We start from the raw sequence: 15,422 nt of genomic DNA, 5'->3' as shown, positions 1-15,422 counted from the left end.
AAAAACGTTCGGCACACGGCAGTCGCATAATTCTCACAGAGAGCACAGAAATCGTTCGAGGAAACGCCGACGCCGTTCAGCCGAGCAGAATCTCACTTGAGGATGGCTGCAGATAATAACGCACCGATTCGCGAATCACATCGTTACCTGCGGCGATTTGCTGCGCGATCGACAGTCCATGTTGCGGATGTGGCTGCTCGTTGACGATCGGCAGGCTTACGAAACCCGACAGAATGCGCTTTTCCTGCGCGGCAGACCAGTCGAGCAGATGGTAGAACAGCGAATTGCAGACGAACGTGCCCGCATCCGAACTCAACGCGGCGGGAATCTCATGTTTGGCGAAATCGCGCAGAATCGAACGCAACGGCAAGCGTGTCCAATATGCTGCCGGACCTTCTGGATTGATCGGACGGCGCGGCGGAATCACATTGTCGGCGTCAGGCTTGGCCGCATCCATCAGATTCGTGGCGCATCGCTCCAGCAGCACGCCGCGGGCGGACCGCTTCAAACCGGTGGCGATGACAATATCGGGATTCGCCTGTTCGATGGCGTTCAGCAACATGGGCCAGGCATTGGCGAAACTGACCGGAAGCGTCACCGTCGTCACGCTAATGGAAATATCCTGCAGAAGATCGTCGGACAGCACCACGGATTGAGATGGATCATTCCAATATTCGGCGAGCGCCACGGGAACAAGTACGGCCGGATTCACGTCGATGCCGTCGTACGGGGTGAAACCTGAGATGACGATGTTGATCTGCTGCATGTGTTCCAGTGTACGTGGTCGAAAGGTGGGTTCGTTTACGATCAATGCTTATGCATTTGCGAGAACGCTTCAGCGAACACCGCGTGCATGCGCGCTTTCGCTTCTTGTTTGGCATGTTCCGGGTCGAGGCTGTGCGCGATGTTCTCGGCGATCGGCATGTCGGCCTGTGTGGTGATTTTGAGATTCGTTTCGGATCCGGCGACAATGGCGACCGGCTCGTTCGGCAGATAGTCCACCACCACGCGGGTGTCGTCGGTCGGGTGGAAGTCAGGGTCGGCAGTGGCGAGCTCGTAGGCTTTGGTGATAGTGCCGAAACGGAAGGCCTGCGGGGTTTGCGCGCGGAATGCGTCCGTACGATCGGGCACGGAGCGCACCACCTTGCGCTCTCCAAGATCTTCGGTCAGCAGAATCGTGTCGGTGGACGCGTATGCCACGGTCGCCGCGTTGAACTGGTCGAGACCGTCGATGCAGCCGTCGATGGATTGCTGTTCAACGAACGGTCGCACGGAATCGTGGATGAGGATTTTCGCGCCATCGGGAATGCCCGCCTGCTTGAGCAGGTCGAGAGCGGCGCGGGTGCTGTCCACACGCTCGGAGCCACCCGGAATCACGGCACGCACCTTGGTATAACCGGCTTCGTCGATCAGCATGTTCACCATATTGCTGACACGCTCGTTGACCACGACGATGATGTCGCTCACGCGATCGTTGCGCTCGAACGCCTCGATGCTCCAGCAGACGATTGGCTTATCCCCCACCGAAACCAACTGCTTGGGATTGTTCTCATCGAATCGCGTGCCGAAACCGGCCGCCAACACCACGGCCACAACCGGCATCTTCTGTTCCTGCATCTGCTCTCTCTCACTCATACGTCCCACCGTAAACCCCCGAATCGGTTTGCAACGCGCTTTGTCTTACGTTCTGCACGCAATCCGCAACAGCGCACCGCTCTCCCACTATTCGCGTACGATCAGCGCAAGCATACGGCCTTCGTGCGCTTTGCCTGCGATGGTGGCACGGCGATGCGAGAACCAGAGCGGATTTTCCAGCGTGCACAGGCTACGGCGGATTTTCTTGAAACGTTCCGCGAGCTGCGGTTCTCCTTCGCCATCGGACTGGCAGATTTCCGCCAATTCCTCGTCTTCGGAAAGATACTGGGTGGCTGCGTTGACGCGGGCGCGAGAGGAAACGACGTTATCAGCCGGAACACCGGCTTTAGCAAGCTCCTGTAGCGCAGCGGCCGCGATATCGATGCCCGGCTGGCCGAAACGGCTCAGTGTGAAGGTTCCAGGGAACTGCGCGTCGAATTCGTCGGCGATGTCTCCGCCAACCTCGTAGCAGTCGCCGCAGATGCACGGGCCGAGCGTGGCGACAATACGTTCCGGCTTGGCTCCCTTGGCCACCATCTTTTCAACGGTGGCACCGATCACACCGTTCTGCAGGCCACGGCGACCGCAATGCGCGGCACCGATCACACCGGCTTCCGCATCGGCCATGAGCACCGGCAGGCAGTCGGCCGCGAACATGCCGAGCGCCACGTTCTTCTGCGCGGTCACCTGGCCGTCGGCTTCGACCACTGCCGGATTATCCGCGGTTTCGGCCACCTGCTGAGCGGTTTCGCCTTTGCTGCCGGACGCGTCGAAACCGAACGGACGGTTCATTACGAACGATTCGTCCATATCGACGGCAACGCCGGAATGCACCTGGCTGACCAAGCTCAGTTTCGCATCGATGGCGTTGGAGAGCGCCACACGATTGGCGAGCACATGGTTCGGATCATCGCCGGTTTTACCCCCGAGATTGCAGTGCGCATAGTCTCCTTCGCTGGTGCCGCCAAGTCGCGTGGTGTATACGACTTTGACGCCCGGCGCAAGCATGATCGGAATGGTCACCGGAATCGGATTGCCGTCCACATCGGTCGGGTCGATCGCATTGCTGTCAAGAATAGCGTCGTCATACTGCTTGTCAGTCATATTTTTCTGTTTTCCTTGATTGTTCTACGATTATTTCAACTAATTTCTGCTGATTTTCTGCGCCTATACGATGTTTTTCGCAATTATTCCGCTTTGAGCGTCGGTTTCTTGGTGCGCGATCGGATGGCCGCGTTCACCGGCACTTCCTGCGGGCATGGCATGGAGAACACATGCGCCGGATTGTTGATGGCTTCGACCCAATGCCCATCGGCGTCACGGAATCCGCCAGCCGGAACGGTATAGGCGAGCGGAGCCGCGCCCGGAAGCACGAATTCAACCTCTTGACCGGCTTCAATCTTGTTGCGGCTCATAATGGTCACGCGACCACCGTCTTCAGGACTCCACGAAAGCACTTCGCCGACCACCAGCCATGCGCGGAAATACGCGGAACGATCGGTGCTTTGCTGCACTTTGTGCTCCGGATAGTAGAAGCCGGTGGAATAGTCGCGGTGCGCCACTTTGTCTGGCTCATCCAGCAGCCAGTCAGGCAGAGACACATGCTCCGCGGGGCGCACTCCGGCGTGATACCAGCCTTCCGGCAGGATTTCGGCAGCCGTGTTCGACTTACGCCTTGTACTGCGGGCATGGTAGCTCAGATCATCCGGTTCGCCGGCAGAAGCGACGGGAACGGCTGCAATATCCGGCTTTCCTGCGAACGCTCCATCCGCATGCTCCATAATCGCATCGGTGGTTTCCGGCTTGCCGTAATCCGGATCGGACGGACGAATCACACGATCGTGGAACGGCTTCAGCACAGTGCCATCCTCGTCTTCAAAACCGCGTTGCACCATGTATGCGTCAACAGCGGTCTTGTAAGCGTTCGTCATCGCCGCAATATAGTAGGCGCTCTTGGAACGACCTTCGATTTTCAGACTGGTAGCGCCCGAATCAAGCAGATCGTCGATATGCGCAAGCATGTTCATATCCTGCGAATTGAACAGATATGCGCCTTCCTTAGTCTGTTCTATCGGAAAATACTGGCCGGGGCGCTTTTCTTCGACTATGGAATACTTCCAGCGGCACGGTTGAGCGCATTCGCCATGATTGCCGTCACGTCCGGTCAGATAATTGGAAAACAGACAACGACCGGAGAACGCCATGCACATCGCGCCATGCACGAAGCATTCGATGTCAAGATCGTCGGGGATGCGTGCGCGAATGTCTCGCACGGCCTGCAGATCCATTTCGCGGGCGAGCACCACACGGCGTGCACCCAACTGGTAGAAGGCGTTCGCTGCCTGATAGTTGGTAACTCCCGCCTGCGTGCTCACATGCAGTTCCAGATTCGGCGCCACTTCGCGGGCCATGAGCATCACGCCAATGTCGGAAACGATCAGTGCGTCCACGCCGGTGTCTTTGAGCTGGCCGATGTATTCGCGCATCGCTTCGACTTCGTTGTTGCGCGGCAACACATTGCAGGTCACATACACGCGGGCGCCACGCTCATGCGCATAACGGGAGCCTTCTTCGAAATCCTCCAAGCTCAGGTTTTTCGGCGCCGAACGCATGCCGAACGCCTTGCCTCCGCAGTAGACGGCGTCCGCACCGTAATCGACGGCGGTTTTTAGTCCTCGCAGATTGCCCGCGGGAGCCAATACTTCAGGCTTATTTCTTCTTTGCACGCTTGTTCCTCTTACTCGATTTTTCCGCTCTATATTCTCAACTATTCACGGGACACTTCTGCCGTATCCGGGAAATACATACACGGAAAAACACATGCGGAAAAACCAAAGGCGTCCATCGTGGAGACGGACGCCTTGATGCAAATCGTTGCGAATATGACACTCAGCCGAGCTTGGCGAGCTCCTCTTCGGTGAGTTCGAGCTCGTCGGCCTTGAGGGAATCGAGAATGGTTTCCGGCCGGTGAGCGCCAGGAATCACGAACATGTGGTCGCCCTTGGCCAGCTCCCATGCGAGCACCACACGCTGATAGCTCACGCCACGGGTTTCGGCCACCTCACGGAACGGATCGAACAGGTGCTCGTCATACGGGTGACGGTAACCGCCCAACGGACTCCAGCACACGAATGCCAGACCCTGCTCGGCGCAATAGTCAAGCGTGTCTTGAGTGTCCAGATGAATCGGAGAATACTGGTTCTGCACGGCCACAAGCTTGTCGCCGAGAATCTCCTGTGCGATCTTCAACTGTTCGATGCTCACATTGGAAACACCCGCCCACTGGGCCACGCCCTGATCGAGCAACGCCTTGATGCCTTCGCAGGACTCGTTGTACGGTACTTCCGGATCATGACGGTGCAGGTAAAGCAGATCGATGCTGTCAACGCCAAGCGCCATCGCGGACTGCTTGCCGTATTCGATCAGATGCTCCGGCTTGCCGTCACGCGGCCAAACCGGCTTGTCACCCTCCCAAGCGCGACGCAAACCCACCTTGGTGGCCACGGTGACTTCCTCACGCGGACCCTTCCACGAGTCAAGCGCCTCACGCACCAGCTTTTCGCCGGTCTGTTCCTCTTCGCCCGGCGTGTAGTACGCCCAAGCGGTGTCGATGTGACGGCATCCGGCATCCAACGAGGCGTGCAATGTTTCGATACCGACATCGTGACCACGATTGTTTTCAATGGTCAACGGCATTTCGCCATGACCTATAGCCGTGGTGTGGAACGGTCCAAGATTACGGAACAAAGCCATCCCGATCTCCTTCAACAACGTACAGAGTGTCTTTCCGAGTGCAACCTTACCAGCCAACCCGCCTCAGCAGACAGCAAACCCACCAAACATGCGCGTAATGCGCATGTCAGCGACCGCCGAAGCTGCCGCCGCCGGAACCGCCGGACGAACCGCCGAAACCACCACCGGAGAAACTGCCGCCGGAACCACTAAAACTTCCGGACGTCGACGCCGCTGAAATCGTCGATTGAATATCAGCGAAACCTGATTCCAACTGCGCGCCAATATCACCAAAATTGGCGCTGAATTGCGAGAAATCCATCGAATTCGTATCAAACGAAGCAGGACCGGTGTAACGATGGTCGAAATACCATGAACGATAACTCCAGTACAGCAGCGAATCGGAAGCATTATTATCAAGCCAATGCGGATCAGCCAATTGCGGATACGCTTTCAACAGCTGCTTCATCGCCTTTTCGGAAATGCCGAACGCGGTGGCATACACCATATACCGGCCCCACAACGTCATATCCGTCACACCGCGATCCTTGAATTCGCTGAAATCCTCCATATAATGCTTCAATCCGAGCACCTGGCCAGCAAGATACTGCCCATTGTCGGTAAGCCCCTTCAGTTTGAGGTAGCTCAACGCGAACACAGAAGCGAACATCATCGGCGCGGAAATCACCGCGAGCAACGCAAGATTGCCGATGGCTCCGAAATACAGCATGGACAGGAATGCCAGCATCACAGCGCAAATACTCGCGGCAAACGCTCCCCCACCGTATATCGACGTGGCGCCCAGCATGGCGAATTCGTTGTCGCACGTATTCGTGAACTTCTCCTGAAGCTTGTAGCCGTTCTTCCAACCAGAGAAATTCTCGTTCATCTGATCCAGATCGAACACCGGAGAGCCGATGCGTTCGGACGCCGTCACCAGCAAGTCGAGCGCGGCCTGCTCGCTCGGGCGCAACTGCAACGATTGCACGTTGTTAAACACCACGGGAAGTATCACCACCGTACTGGTTTTGCCCACATCGCGGATTCGAGCGGGATCGTTGGCGATCATCCGTGCGATGTCAGCATTATTCGCCTGGCTCATATCAATGCCCCGATACATGGCAGCCACTCCCGGGTAGATGGCGATCGCGCCACGCGAGGCAAGCGAAAGCACGGAAGCCGACATTTTACGGCTCGTCAGCGTGCTCGAATGCTTGTTGTCGACCATATGCAGCAGCTCTGCAGCGCTAGCAGGACTCATTTCCGGCTCGTCACGCCAATACTCAACGCCGCCATGATATTGCGAACGGTTGAAGCTGCGCAACGCGAAGATGATGGCGATCACACACAAGACCAGCCCGACCACTGCAATGGCGATCCACGTGATCAGGCGGATGCGCGCTTGTTTGCGCTGTTGGTCGCGCCACTGCTGTTCCTGCTTGGCTTCGCTTTTCATAATGCCGTTTTTGATGGTGGTATCTCTGGTGCGTTCCACGCCGCCGGTCGCGCCAACGTCGAACATGGCGACCACGTCGACATAGTCGCCGGCACGCACGTCATATACGGTGAATTTCAGCGAGCCGTTCTTGTCTCGCTCCGTTTCCGACGTGCATTCCGTATGCAGCCAAGCCCACGAATTATCGGCGTCAATGCCTTTGGGGAAGGTGACGGTGCCGGTGACTTTGCCGATGGGAATCTGATTGCTCACGCCGAGCGGCTCCCACTGGAACGTGGCCATGTCTTGATAGGCGGTGGTCACGCCCTGCATAGTCATGGTCACGTCGAATTTCAAGCTGCTTGCCGATGTGATGGAGGGAATGTTCCACCCGATTTCGATCTTCTTGGAACGATCGTCGGTATTGCCGGAAACAAGACCGTCTTTTGCGGGATCGAACGGCTGCGGATTGCTGTCACCTTGCGAGACATCGGCGATATACCACTGCTTCGCATGTTCTCGATTCCATTCGTCGGTGCTGTAGCTGCTTGGGATTGCGATATCGCCCTGCTGGTAGGTTTCCCCCGTTGTTACATTGCGCACGCTGATATCGGTGATATTGGTCAGATCGCTTCCCTTCAGCATGTACTGTTGGTACAACTGCTTCCATGGATGATCTCCGTCGTCATCGCTGCGGTCGGCGAGTTTCATGTCGATATGCTGGGTGACCTTCAAATCGCCATTGCTTTGCACCTGCACATCGTAGTCGAGCGTTTTGTAGCTCAGATCGGCCCCACCGTCATCCAATACCATGAACAGCAGCAAGGCCGCTACGATACCAACGGTAACAACGATTGCAATACCGAAGCTGCGCACCGCTCGTGACGCATGCTGTTTGGCCGTCATAATCCCTCTTTCTCGCTTCTTCTTCCCTCAGATGGCCGTACAGGCCGAATTGAACAGTAAAGCCCCATCGTTATCAGACGGGGCTTTTACATGCATATCAGAATTTAACTTGCGGAACCTGACGATCCGCTTCATCCACCTGGAAGTAGGGAGCCTGTTCGAAATGGAACAAGCCGGCGATAATATTGGTCGGCACAACCTCGGTCTGGGTATTGTACTTCTGCACGACATCGTTGTAGAACTGGCGTGCGTAAGCGATCTTCTCTTCCAATGATTTCAGCTGACTCTGCAGATCCATGAAATTCGTATTGGCCTGCAGTTGCGGATAATTTTCAGACACAACCTGCAGATTCATAAGCGCGCGGCTCAGCTGGTTCTCCGCGGCGATGCGCTGCGCCACGTCACCGCTTTGCGCGGCCTGCACCACGCCGGCACGGGCCTTCGTGACCTGCGTGAACACTTGGGATTCGTGGGCCGCATAACCTTTGACCGTTTCCACCAAGTTCGGAATAAGATCGGTACGCTGCTTGAGCTGCACATCGATCTGCGCCCAGCCGTTCTTCACACGATTGCGTAACGTGACCAGCCCGTTGTAGGCGCTGACGGCCCAAAGCACAATAAGTACAACGATGACAGCAATGATAATGCCAACGACCATGACAGCTCCTTCGTTAATGGCTCTTCAAACCATTCTTGCATACATCTAGGTACGTTATGGCAAAACTCATACCCCGTGTCTCATTTTCATGCATTCTGCATGAAACGAAAAGTGCCCCGTACCTTTCGGTACAGGGCACTTCAGTCAGTCAGCTATGCTGCGAGGGATCCTTGAGGACATCAGTCCTCAAAAGGATCAAAGTCGCGGCGGACGCGGCGGCGAGGACGCTCGGAACGCTCTTCGCGATCGGCACGGTACTCGTCGTAGTTCTCGTCGGCTGCGTAACGCGGGTTGCGGTCGTCGCGGCGGCTGCTGCGGCGACGGTCGGAACGGCGATCATCACGATCGTAATCACGGTCATCGCGATCGGAACGACGACGACGCGGACGATCATCATAATCACGATCGTCACGGTCGGAACGACGGTCATCACGATCGTAATCACGATCACGATCGTCGCGATCGGAACGACGACGACGCGGACGATCATCATAATCACGGTCATCATCGCGATCGGAACGACGACGACGCGGACGATCATCATAATCACGATCGTCACGGTCGGAACGACGGTCATCACGACGGTCATCACGACGGCCACGGCTGCCGCGACGGTCATCGCGATCGGAACGCTCACGACGCGGAGCGGAGGATTCCTGATCTTCGAAGCCCGGAATGGCCAAGGAGATCTTGCCGCGATCATCAACGCCCTGCACGACTACCTCAACGGTGTCGCCTTCCTTGAGCACATCTTCGACGGCGTCGATACGCTCGCCGTTGGCCAGATTACGAATCTGGGAGATGTGCAGCAGTCCGTCGGTGCCCGGGGTCAGGTTCACGAAGGCACCGAAGGAGGTGGTCTTCACAACCTTGCCGTTGTAGGTTTCGCCGGCTTCAGGAACGTGCGGGTTGGCGATCTGTTCGATGATCTGCTTAGCCTTTTCAGCGCCGTCGCCACCCTCGGAGGAGATGAACACGGTACCGTCATCTTCGATGGCGATCTCCGCACCGGTCTCTTCCTGGATCTGGTTGATCATCTTGCCCTTCGGGCCGATGACCTCGCCGATCTTGTCGACCGGAACGGTGGTGGTGATGATGCGCGGAGCATACGGGCTCATCTCGGCCGGGCCGTCGATGCACTCGTTGATGACTTCGAGAATGGTGGTGCGAGCTTCCTTGGCCTGCTGCAGAGCAGAGGCAAGAATGTCTGCCGGAATGCCGTCGAGCTTGGTGTCGAGCTGCAGGGCGGTGATGAATTCGGAGGTACCGGCGACCTTGAAGTCCATATCGCCGAATGCGTCTTCAGCACCGAGAATATCGGTCAGGGTCTTGAAGATGTGCTGGCCGTCAACATCACCGGACACGAGGCCCATGGCGATGCCGGCAACCGGAGCCTTCAGCGGCACGCCTGCGGCGAGCAGCGACAGGGTGGATGCGCACACGGAGCCCATGGAGGTGGAACCGTTGGAGCCAATGGCTTCGGAGACCTGACGGATGGCATACGGGAACTCCTCGCGGTTCGGCAGCACCGGCACGAGAGCCTTCTCCGCCAGAGCACCGTGACCGATTTCGCGACGCTTCGGGGAGCCGACGCGACCGGTTTCACCGGTGGAGTACGGCGGCATCTCATAGTTGTGCATGTAACGCTTGGACTGCGGGCCGGACAGTGCGTCGATCTGCTGTTCCATCTTGAGCATGTTCAGGGTGGTGACGCCCAGAATCTGGGTTTCGCCACGCTGGAACAGTGCGGAACCGTGCACGCGCGGAACGATGTCCACTTCAGCGGACAGGGTACGGATGTCGCGCAGGCCACGGCCATCAATGCGGTAATCCTGGGTCAGGATGCGGCGACGCACAATCTGGCGCTGCAGCTCCTTGAACGCATTGCCGATCTCCTTTTCCTTTTCGGCATCGTCCATGTCGGTGAATTCGCCGGCGAGAGTGGCCTTGACACCTTCCTTGATCTCATGAATGCGATCCTGGCGCGGCAGCTTCTCGGCAATGGAGAGAGCCTCGTCGAGATCAGCGTGGGCGATCTCATCGATACGGTTGTACAGATCTTCGGTGTACTCCGGGAAGAGCTGGAATTCCTTAGTTTCCTTCGCAGCGATGTTCTTAAGTTCGGTCTGAGCCTCGCAGATCACCTTGATGAACGGCTTGGCTGCTTCAAGACCACCGGCAACGACTTCCTCGTCCGGCTTGGTCTGGCCTTCGTCGTAGATGAGGTGCCAGGCGTTCTTGCCTGCGCCAGCTTCGATCATAGCGATGGCGACATCGCCGTTCTCCACCACGCGGCCGGCAACCACGATTTCGAACACGGCGCGCTCACGCTCGCTCCAACGCGGGAAAGCAACCCACTGGCCGTCGATCAGAGCCAGGCGAACGCCGGAAACCGGGCCTTCGAACGGCAGACCGGAAATCAGAGTGGAAGCGGAAGCAGCGTTCAGTGCGATCACATCGTAAGCATCGTCCGGGTTGACGGCGAGCACGGTTTCCACAACCTGCACTTCGTTGCGCAGCGTGTGCGGGAACAACGGGCGCAGTGGGCGGTCAATAATGCGGCAAGCGAGAATAGCTTCGGAGCTCGGGCGGCCTTCACGGCGGAAGAACGATCCCGGGATCTTGCCGGCGGCGTACATCTTCTCTTCCACGTCCACGGTCAGCGGGAAGAAGTCGTAGTTCTCCTTCGGGCTGGAACCGGCGGTGGTGGTCGACAGAATCATCGAATCATCGTCAAGATAGGCGGCGACGGCACCATCCGCCTGCTGGGCGAGACGACCGGTCTCGAAGCGCAACGTGCGCTTACCAAACGAACCATTATCAATTACGGCTTCAACAGCCTTGATTTCGGGACCCTCCATAGGGTTCCTCCTTTTTTCTTTTTCTTTTACCAACTATCGGCAGTCCTCTTCAGCGGACTCCAACCGATTTCTGCATGCGTGACGCGACGTTACCTTCGTCGCTTCCTCATCTTTAGATTCTAGACCTCATGCGCCCTAAACCTGGGGCTTTCAAACTGTCTTTTCCTCAACGCGGCTGTCATGCAAAAAACGCCCGAACACCAGGGAAGGCATTCGGGCGGAAGAATTTTACTATCGGCGCAGACCCAGACGCTCAATCAGGGAGCGGTAACGGTTGATGTCAACACGCTTGAGGTAATCAAGCATACGACGACGATCGCCGACCATCAGCAGCAGACCACGACGGGAGTGGTGATCATGCTTGTGCTCCTTGAGGTGCTCGGTCAGATCAGCGATACGCTTGGTCAGCAGAGCAACCTGGACCTCCGGGGAGCCGGTGTCGCCCTCGTGGGTAGCGTAAGTCTTGATGATTTCCTGCTTTTCCTCAGCCGTAAGTGCCACGGCATCCTCCTTATGTTGCTGCGCGGTGCTGCCAGTCCAATACCGACGCGCTCTCTATCCGCGGGCGAAACACGCCAAAGGGAAATCATACACGAGGGGCAGACCAAATCAAACCATGCCGCAAGCGACGCTTCAGACCACGTTCAGCAGCCCGCCGAACAGCACCACCGCGAGCGAAATGCCCTCAATCACAAAAAACAGCAGAAACGACGCCCAACTGCGCGTAAGCACATTAAATTTCGATTCTTTTTTGATGCAGACCAGCAGCCCAACCCACAGCACCGCGTAGACGGCGACACCGCATCCAGCCGCGATGATGCCAAGATTCGCGGCGTTGGCAAGCCCCGAAGAATCGCCGTACATCACATAAGTGGCGTTCCAGAAGTTGAAGCTCAGCAGGCACATGCCGGCAACGAACTGCTCGGCGGCGAGCCCCACCACGAAAACCGTGCCCCACAGCCACTTCTTCACATCGGCGACCATCAATCCCAAGCCGGTCATCGCCATGATGGTGACGGTCCACGAAATCAACGCAACGCCCTTGGGATCAAGGAAACCGAGGTTGGCGACAATCCAAGCCGCATCCTTGACCGCAAGAAAACGTCCCCACCAGTAGGGCACGATCAGAGCCACCAGCATCAGCGCGATGAACAGCGCCCAGTGTCCCGGATGCGATTTGCGACGCTCGATGTCGGCCAAGGAAAGATCAGACGCTTCGATGGATGCCGTTGGATGCTTGGAAACGTCGACCTGTTCGACCACGCCGTCGACGACTTCCGTCACCTTGTTACCTTGCGTTTGTGCCATACCCGCTCCGTTGTATTGCGATTACCGCCTGTTGCGACCGTCACGTCGCTGTCGCGACACGTCCAGCATACCCAGTCATCGAAGCAATCGCACGGCAGGTATGCAAAAGGCGTGCCATTAAGCACGCCTTTCTTCTTCTCTAACGATTATGTGGAGCGGATGACGGGAATCGAACCCGCGTAATCAGTTTGGAAGACTGAGGCTCTACCATTGAGCTACATCCGCGCACCGTCTATGCCGACCGAAGTCGACACGAAACGACTCGAGCCATTATACACACTCTCTCAACAATCGCAAGTCGAAATCGCAATAATTATTTTTTGACCACGCAAACCTGGTACGGTTCCAACGCGACCTCAGCGGGAAGCGTGATATCGCCATCCGAATCAAGATGCGCGCTCTGGCGTGCAGATGAGAAATTGAACAATCCGAGAACAGTGCGTCCTTCAACGTGGCGCACCACCGCAAGAACCGCATCATTATGCGTGTCCCAGGTGGTGACCCACGCTTCGGGCGTAAAAGCGGAATCGTCGCGCATCTCACGAATGCTCTTCAATCCATCCCACATCTGCTTCTGCAGGGTGCCAGCCCGCTTGCGCTTAGCCGCATTCTCCCAATTGAAGGGGCTACGATGCAGATTACGCGAATCCTCGACGCGGTCAGGATCTTCCTTGTATTCCCAGCCGTTGAGCTGCACGATTTCGTCGCCGCAGCTCAACATGGGGAAGCCACGCAGGAACGACAGGGCGGAATGCATCATCAGATCGCGTTTCATCGAAATGTCGAGCAACGGCTTGTCATGCGTGATCAGCGCGCGTTCCACACCGCACAGGCTGGCCGTGGTGCCGCAGCTGCGCGCATCCTTCGACGCCTCGTCGTAGTTGTACAGCTCGCCCATGGCCCAACTGCCGGGCACCGAGCCCTCGTAGAAGTGGTACAGGAATTCCTTGTGCTTGAGCGGGTCGATGCCAAGACTCTCCTCCACCGGCTCGTCCAAGCCCCAGCCGATGTCGTCATGGCAGCGCAGGTAGTTGACGAACCAACAGTTCTCCGGCAGCGCGTTAAGCTTGTCGAGCTGGTCTTTGAGCAGGCGCACGTCCCCACTGGCAAGCGCACTCCACAGATTCACCATGATCGACACGTTGTAGAGCATGTGGCATTCCGGCTTTTCCGGCGTGCCGAAGTAGGCGGCGAGCTCCTTGGGGGCCATCACCACTTCGCCCTTCAGCACTACGGACGGGCAGACGCATTCGAGCACGATGCGCAACATGCGCACGATGGTGTGCACTTGCGGCAGGTTGCGGCAGTTGGTGCCGAGTTCCTTCCAAATGTAAGGCACGGCGTCGATGCGGAATACTTCGACGCCAAGGTTGGCGAGGCCGAGCACGCTGGAGAGCACCGACACGAGCACGTTCGGGTTGCGGTAGTTCAGATCCCACTGGAACGGGTAAAACGAGGTGAGCACCCACTTGTGCATCTGTTCGCTCCAGGTGAAGTTGCCGGGGGCGGTGGCCGGGAAGACTTCCGGTACCACGGCGTCGTACTGGTCGGGAACAGTGCGGTCGTCGTAGCAGTAGTAGTAATCCTGATATTTCGGATCGCCCGCTTGAGCCGCCTTGGCCCAACGATGGCTGGATGCGGTGTGGTTCATCACGAAGTCGAGGCACAGGCTAATGCCGGCCGCACGCAGTTTTTTGGTGAGTGCCGCGAGGTCTTCATTAGTGCCAAGCGACGGATCGACGGTGTCGAAATCTTCCACCGCATAACCGCCGTCGTTCTGCGGATGCGGCATTTTCAGCAACGGCATCAGGTGCAGATACGTGAGCTTCTGCTCTTTCAGATATGGCACCTTGTCTGCGAGTTTCTTTAGATCCCCAGCGAATAGATCGGTGTACATGGTCATGCCGAACATGTTGCCACGCTTGTACCATTCCGGATCGGCGAGACGCTTGGTGTCGAGGCGTTTCAGATCGGCGGGGCGCGCCGCATACGACGACTTCATCAGCTCGGTGAGGTTTCGGAAGGCTTCGTCGGCCTGTTCTCCGTACAGTTCCGTCAGCAGTTCATGCAGTTCTTCGCTGTTCTTCGCGATGCGCTCGTCAAACGCTTGGTCGGACTTGGAACGTGCCATGCCTCTACTCCTCTTCTCAGGGAACCTCGTTGTTATGAGTATTGGGTTTCGCTGCTTTCATTGCTGCGATGCTGGCACAAGTGTAACGTGAATCAACGGTTTTATCAAACCGGTTCGAGGCGTTTTGATGACCAACGTCAATCGATTGACGAAATTATTGGTTATTGTGCGATTGGCCGAGATTGTGCAATTGCCATTCACGCTTCTATTGTCACCACCGCGGATGCAACAGATCCGTCATGGCTCATGGAAATGTGTATTTCGCACGATTGGCCATCCCCGTTAACCGGCAACCCCAACGATTGCTGCAGCTTGCATCGCACCCCGGGCGAGAGCATGACGTGGGGCACGCCGTGGGAATCGTCAAGTATCTCGATACGTTCCCAAGGAAAATCGTCAAGCGTGTACGGATAGGCAACGTCGCCATCGCCTTTCGTCCTATGCGAAATCGCCTCGCACCACGCCTTGAGGAAGGCCTCCTTGCCCGCCCAGCGGGCCGCAAGATGCACCGCCTCGCCATCTCGCTTGACCTGCATCCGTTGAGCGGTCTGCCATCGCTCGCGCATGGAGAACAGGTTTCGCATGCGCGACCCAGGTTCGTCCAGTTGCTCGGCGAACGCAGGCACATCCACGACGTCATGCCCCAAACCCAGCATTTTCCAGCCTTTCGAAAGTTTTCAGAAAGAAACGAACCATGTCGACTTCCGCAAAACAGGCGGGCGACACTTCGTTTTCATGCAAGGGTACCATCCTTGC

The 15,422-nt window shown here is 57.2% G+C and carries 12 protein-coding genes and 1 tRNA gene; all 13 read right to left on the bottom strand.

Annotation, left to right across the window (positions count from 1 at the left end; genetic code table 11):
- Positions 1 to 76: 76 nt before the first annotated feature.
- A complete protein-coding gene (locus BBCT_RS01275) occupies positions 77 to 766 on the bottom strand; it encodes a pyroglutamyl-peptidase I (RefSeq protein ID WP_003836087.1) in 690 nt (229 codons plus the stop codon).
- Positions 767 to 807: 41 nt separating this feature from the next.
- Positions 808 to 1,635 carry an IspD/TarI family cytidylyltransferase gene (locus BBCT_RS01270; protein ID WP_003836089.1) on the bottom strand — a complete coding sequence of 276 codons (828 nt, stop codon included), beginning with the start codon at positions 1,633 to 1,635 and terminating at the stop codon, positions 808 to 810.
- An 87-nt stretch (positions 1,636 to 1,722) separates the two neighbouring features.
- A complete protein-coding gene (locus BBCT_RS01265) occupies positions 1,723 to 2,739 on the bottom strand; it encodes a polyphenol oxidase family protein (protein ID WP_003836090.1) in 1,017 nt (338 codons plus the stop codon).
- A gap of 83 nt (positions 2,740 to 2,822) precedes the next feature.
- Complete coding sequence (locus BBCT_RS01260) at positions 2,823 to 4,361, bottom strand: peptidase U32 family protein (RefSeq protein ID WP_033512606.1); 1,539 nt, start codon at positions 4,359 to 4,361, stop codon at positions 2,823 to 2,825.
- A 163-nt stretch (positions 4,362 to 4,524) separates the two neighbouring features.
- Positions 4,525 to 5,388, bottom strand: coding sequence for an aldo/keto reductase (locus tag BBCT_RS01255; protein ID WP_033512604.1), 864 nt, complete (start codon positions 5,386 to 5,388; stop codon positions 4,525 to 4,527).
- 106 nt (positions 5,389 to 5,494) lie between these two features.
- On the bottom strand, positions 5,495 to 7,708 hold the full coding sequence (locus BBCT_RS01250) for a DUF2207 domain-containing protein (protein ID WP_003836096.1): 2,214 nt from the start codon (positions 7,706 to 7,708) through the stop codon (positions 5,495 to 5,497).
- Between the two features lie 97 nt (positions 7,709 to 7,805).
- Positions 7,806 to 8,366, bottom strand: coding sequence for a LemA family protein (locus BBCT_RS01245; protein WP_003836099.1), 561 nt, complete (start codon positions 8,364 to 8,366; stop codon positions 7,806 to 7,808).
- A 179-nt stretch (positions 8,367 to 8,545) separates the two neighbouring features.
- A complete protein-coding gene (locus tag BBCT_RS01240; RefSeq protein ID WP_003836100.1) occupies positions 8,546 to 11,227 on the bottom strand; it encodes a polyribonucleotide nucleotidyltransferase in 2,682 nt (893 codons plus the stop codon).
- Between the two features lie 231 nt (positions 11,228 to 11,458).
- Positions 11,459 to 11,728, bottom strand: coding sequence for a 30S ribosomal protein S15 (gene rpsO, locus BBCT_RS01235; RefSeq protein WP_003807806.1), 270 nt, complete (start codon positions 11,726 to 11,728; stop codon positions 11,459 to 11,461).
- Between the two features lie 132 nt (positions 11,729 to 11,860).
- Positions 11,861 to 12,535 (bottom strand): hypothetical protein, encoded by a 675-nt coding sequence (locus BBCT_RS01230; RefSeq protein ID WP_003836102.1) that lies wholly within the window; start codon positions 12,533 to 12,535, stop codon positions 11,861 to 11,863.
- 151 nt (positions 12,536 to 12,686) lie between these two features.
- Positions 12,687 to 12,760: transfer RNA gene (locus BBCT_RS01225), tRNA-Gly, on the bottom strand.
- 88 nt (positions 12,761 to 12,848) lie between these two features.
- Positions 12,849 to 14,666 carry an alpha-amylase family protein gene (locus BBCT_RS01220; RefSeq protein WP_003836103.1) on the bottom strand — a complete coding sequence of 606 codons (1,818 nt, stop codon included), beginning with the start codon at positions 14,664 to 14,666 and terminating at the stop codon, positions 12,849 to 12,851.
- A 197-nt stretch (positions 14,667 to 14,863) separates the two neighbouring features.
- The gene (locus BBCT_RS01215) at positions 14,864 to 15,322 is read right to left on the bottom strand and encodes a holo-ACP synthase (RefSeq protein ID WP_003836106.1); all 459 of its coding nucleotides are present in this window, start codon (positions 15,320 to 15,322) and stop codon (positions 14,864 to 14,866) included.
- Between the last annotated feature and the right edge of the window lie 100 nt (positions 15,323 to 15,422).

The sequence above is a fragment of the Bifidobacterium catenulatum DSM 16992 = JCM 1194 = LMG 11043 genome, from assembly GCF_001025195.1.
GTDB classification, from domain to species: domain Bacteria; phylum Actinomycetota; class Actinomycetes; order Actinomycetales; family Bifidobacteriaceae; genus Bifidobacterium; species Bifidobacterium catenulatum.
Note: the sequence above shows the minus strand (reverse complement) of the source record. Positions and strands in the feature narration are given on the sequence as shown.

Excerpts from the sequence above, each read along its gene's own strand:
- BBCT_RS01240 (WP_003836100.1), bottom strand. The coding sequence starts at position 11,227 with ATGGAGGGTCCCGAAATCAAGGCTGTTGAAGCCGTAATTGATAATGGT.
- BBCT_RS01215 (WP_003836106.1), bottom strand. The coding sequence starts at position 15,322 with ATGCTGGGTTTGGGGCATGACGTCGTGGATGTGCCTGCGTTCGCCGAG.
- BBCT_RS01230 (WP_003836102.1), bottom strand. The coding sequence starts at position 12,535 with ATGGCACAAACGCAAGGTAACAAGGTGACGGAAGTCGTCGACGGCGTG.
- BBCT_RS01265 (WP_003836090.1), bottom strand. The coding sequence starts at position 2,739 with ATGACTGACAAGCAGTATGACGACGCTATTCTTGACAGCAATGCGATC.
- BBCT_RS01255 (WP_033512604.1), bottom strand. The coding sequence starts at position 5,388 with ATGGCTTTGTTCCGTAATCTTGGACCGTTCCACACCACGGCTATAGGT.
- BBCT_RS01275 (WP_003836087.1), bottom strand. The coding sequence starts at position 766 with ATGCAGCAGATCAACATCGTCATCTCAGGTTTCACCCCGTACGACGGC.
- BBCT_RS01250 (WP_003836096.1), bottom strand. The coding sequence starts at position 7,708 with ATGACGGCCAAACAGCATGCGTCACGAGCGGTGCGCAGCTTCGGTATT.
- BBCT_RS01245 (WP_003836099.1), bottom strand. The coding sequence starts at position 8,366 with ATGGTCGTTGGCATTATCATTGCTGTCATCGTTGTACTTATTGTGCTT.
- BBCT_RS01220 (WP_003836103.1), bottom strand. The coding sequence starts at position 14,666 with ATGGCACGTTCCAAGTCCGACCAAGCGTTTGACGAGCGCATCGCGAAG.
- BBCT_RS01270 (WP_003836089.1), bottom strand. The coding sequence starts at position 1,635 with ATGAGTGAGAGAGAGCAGATGCAGGAACAGAAGATGCCGGTTGTGGCC.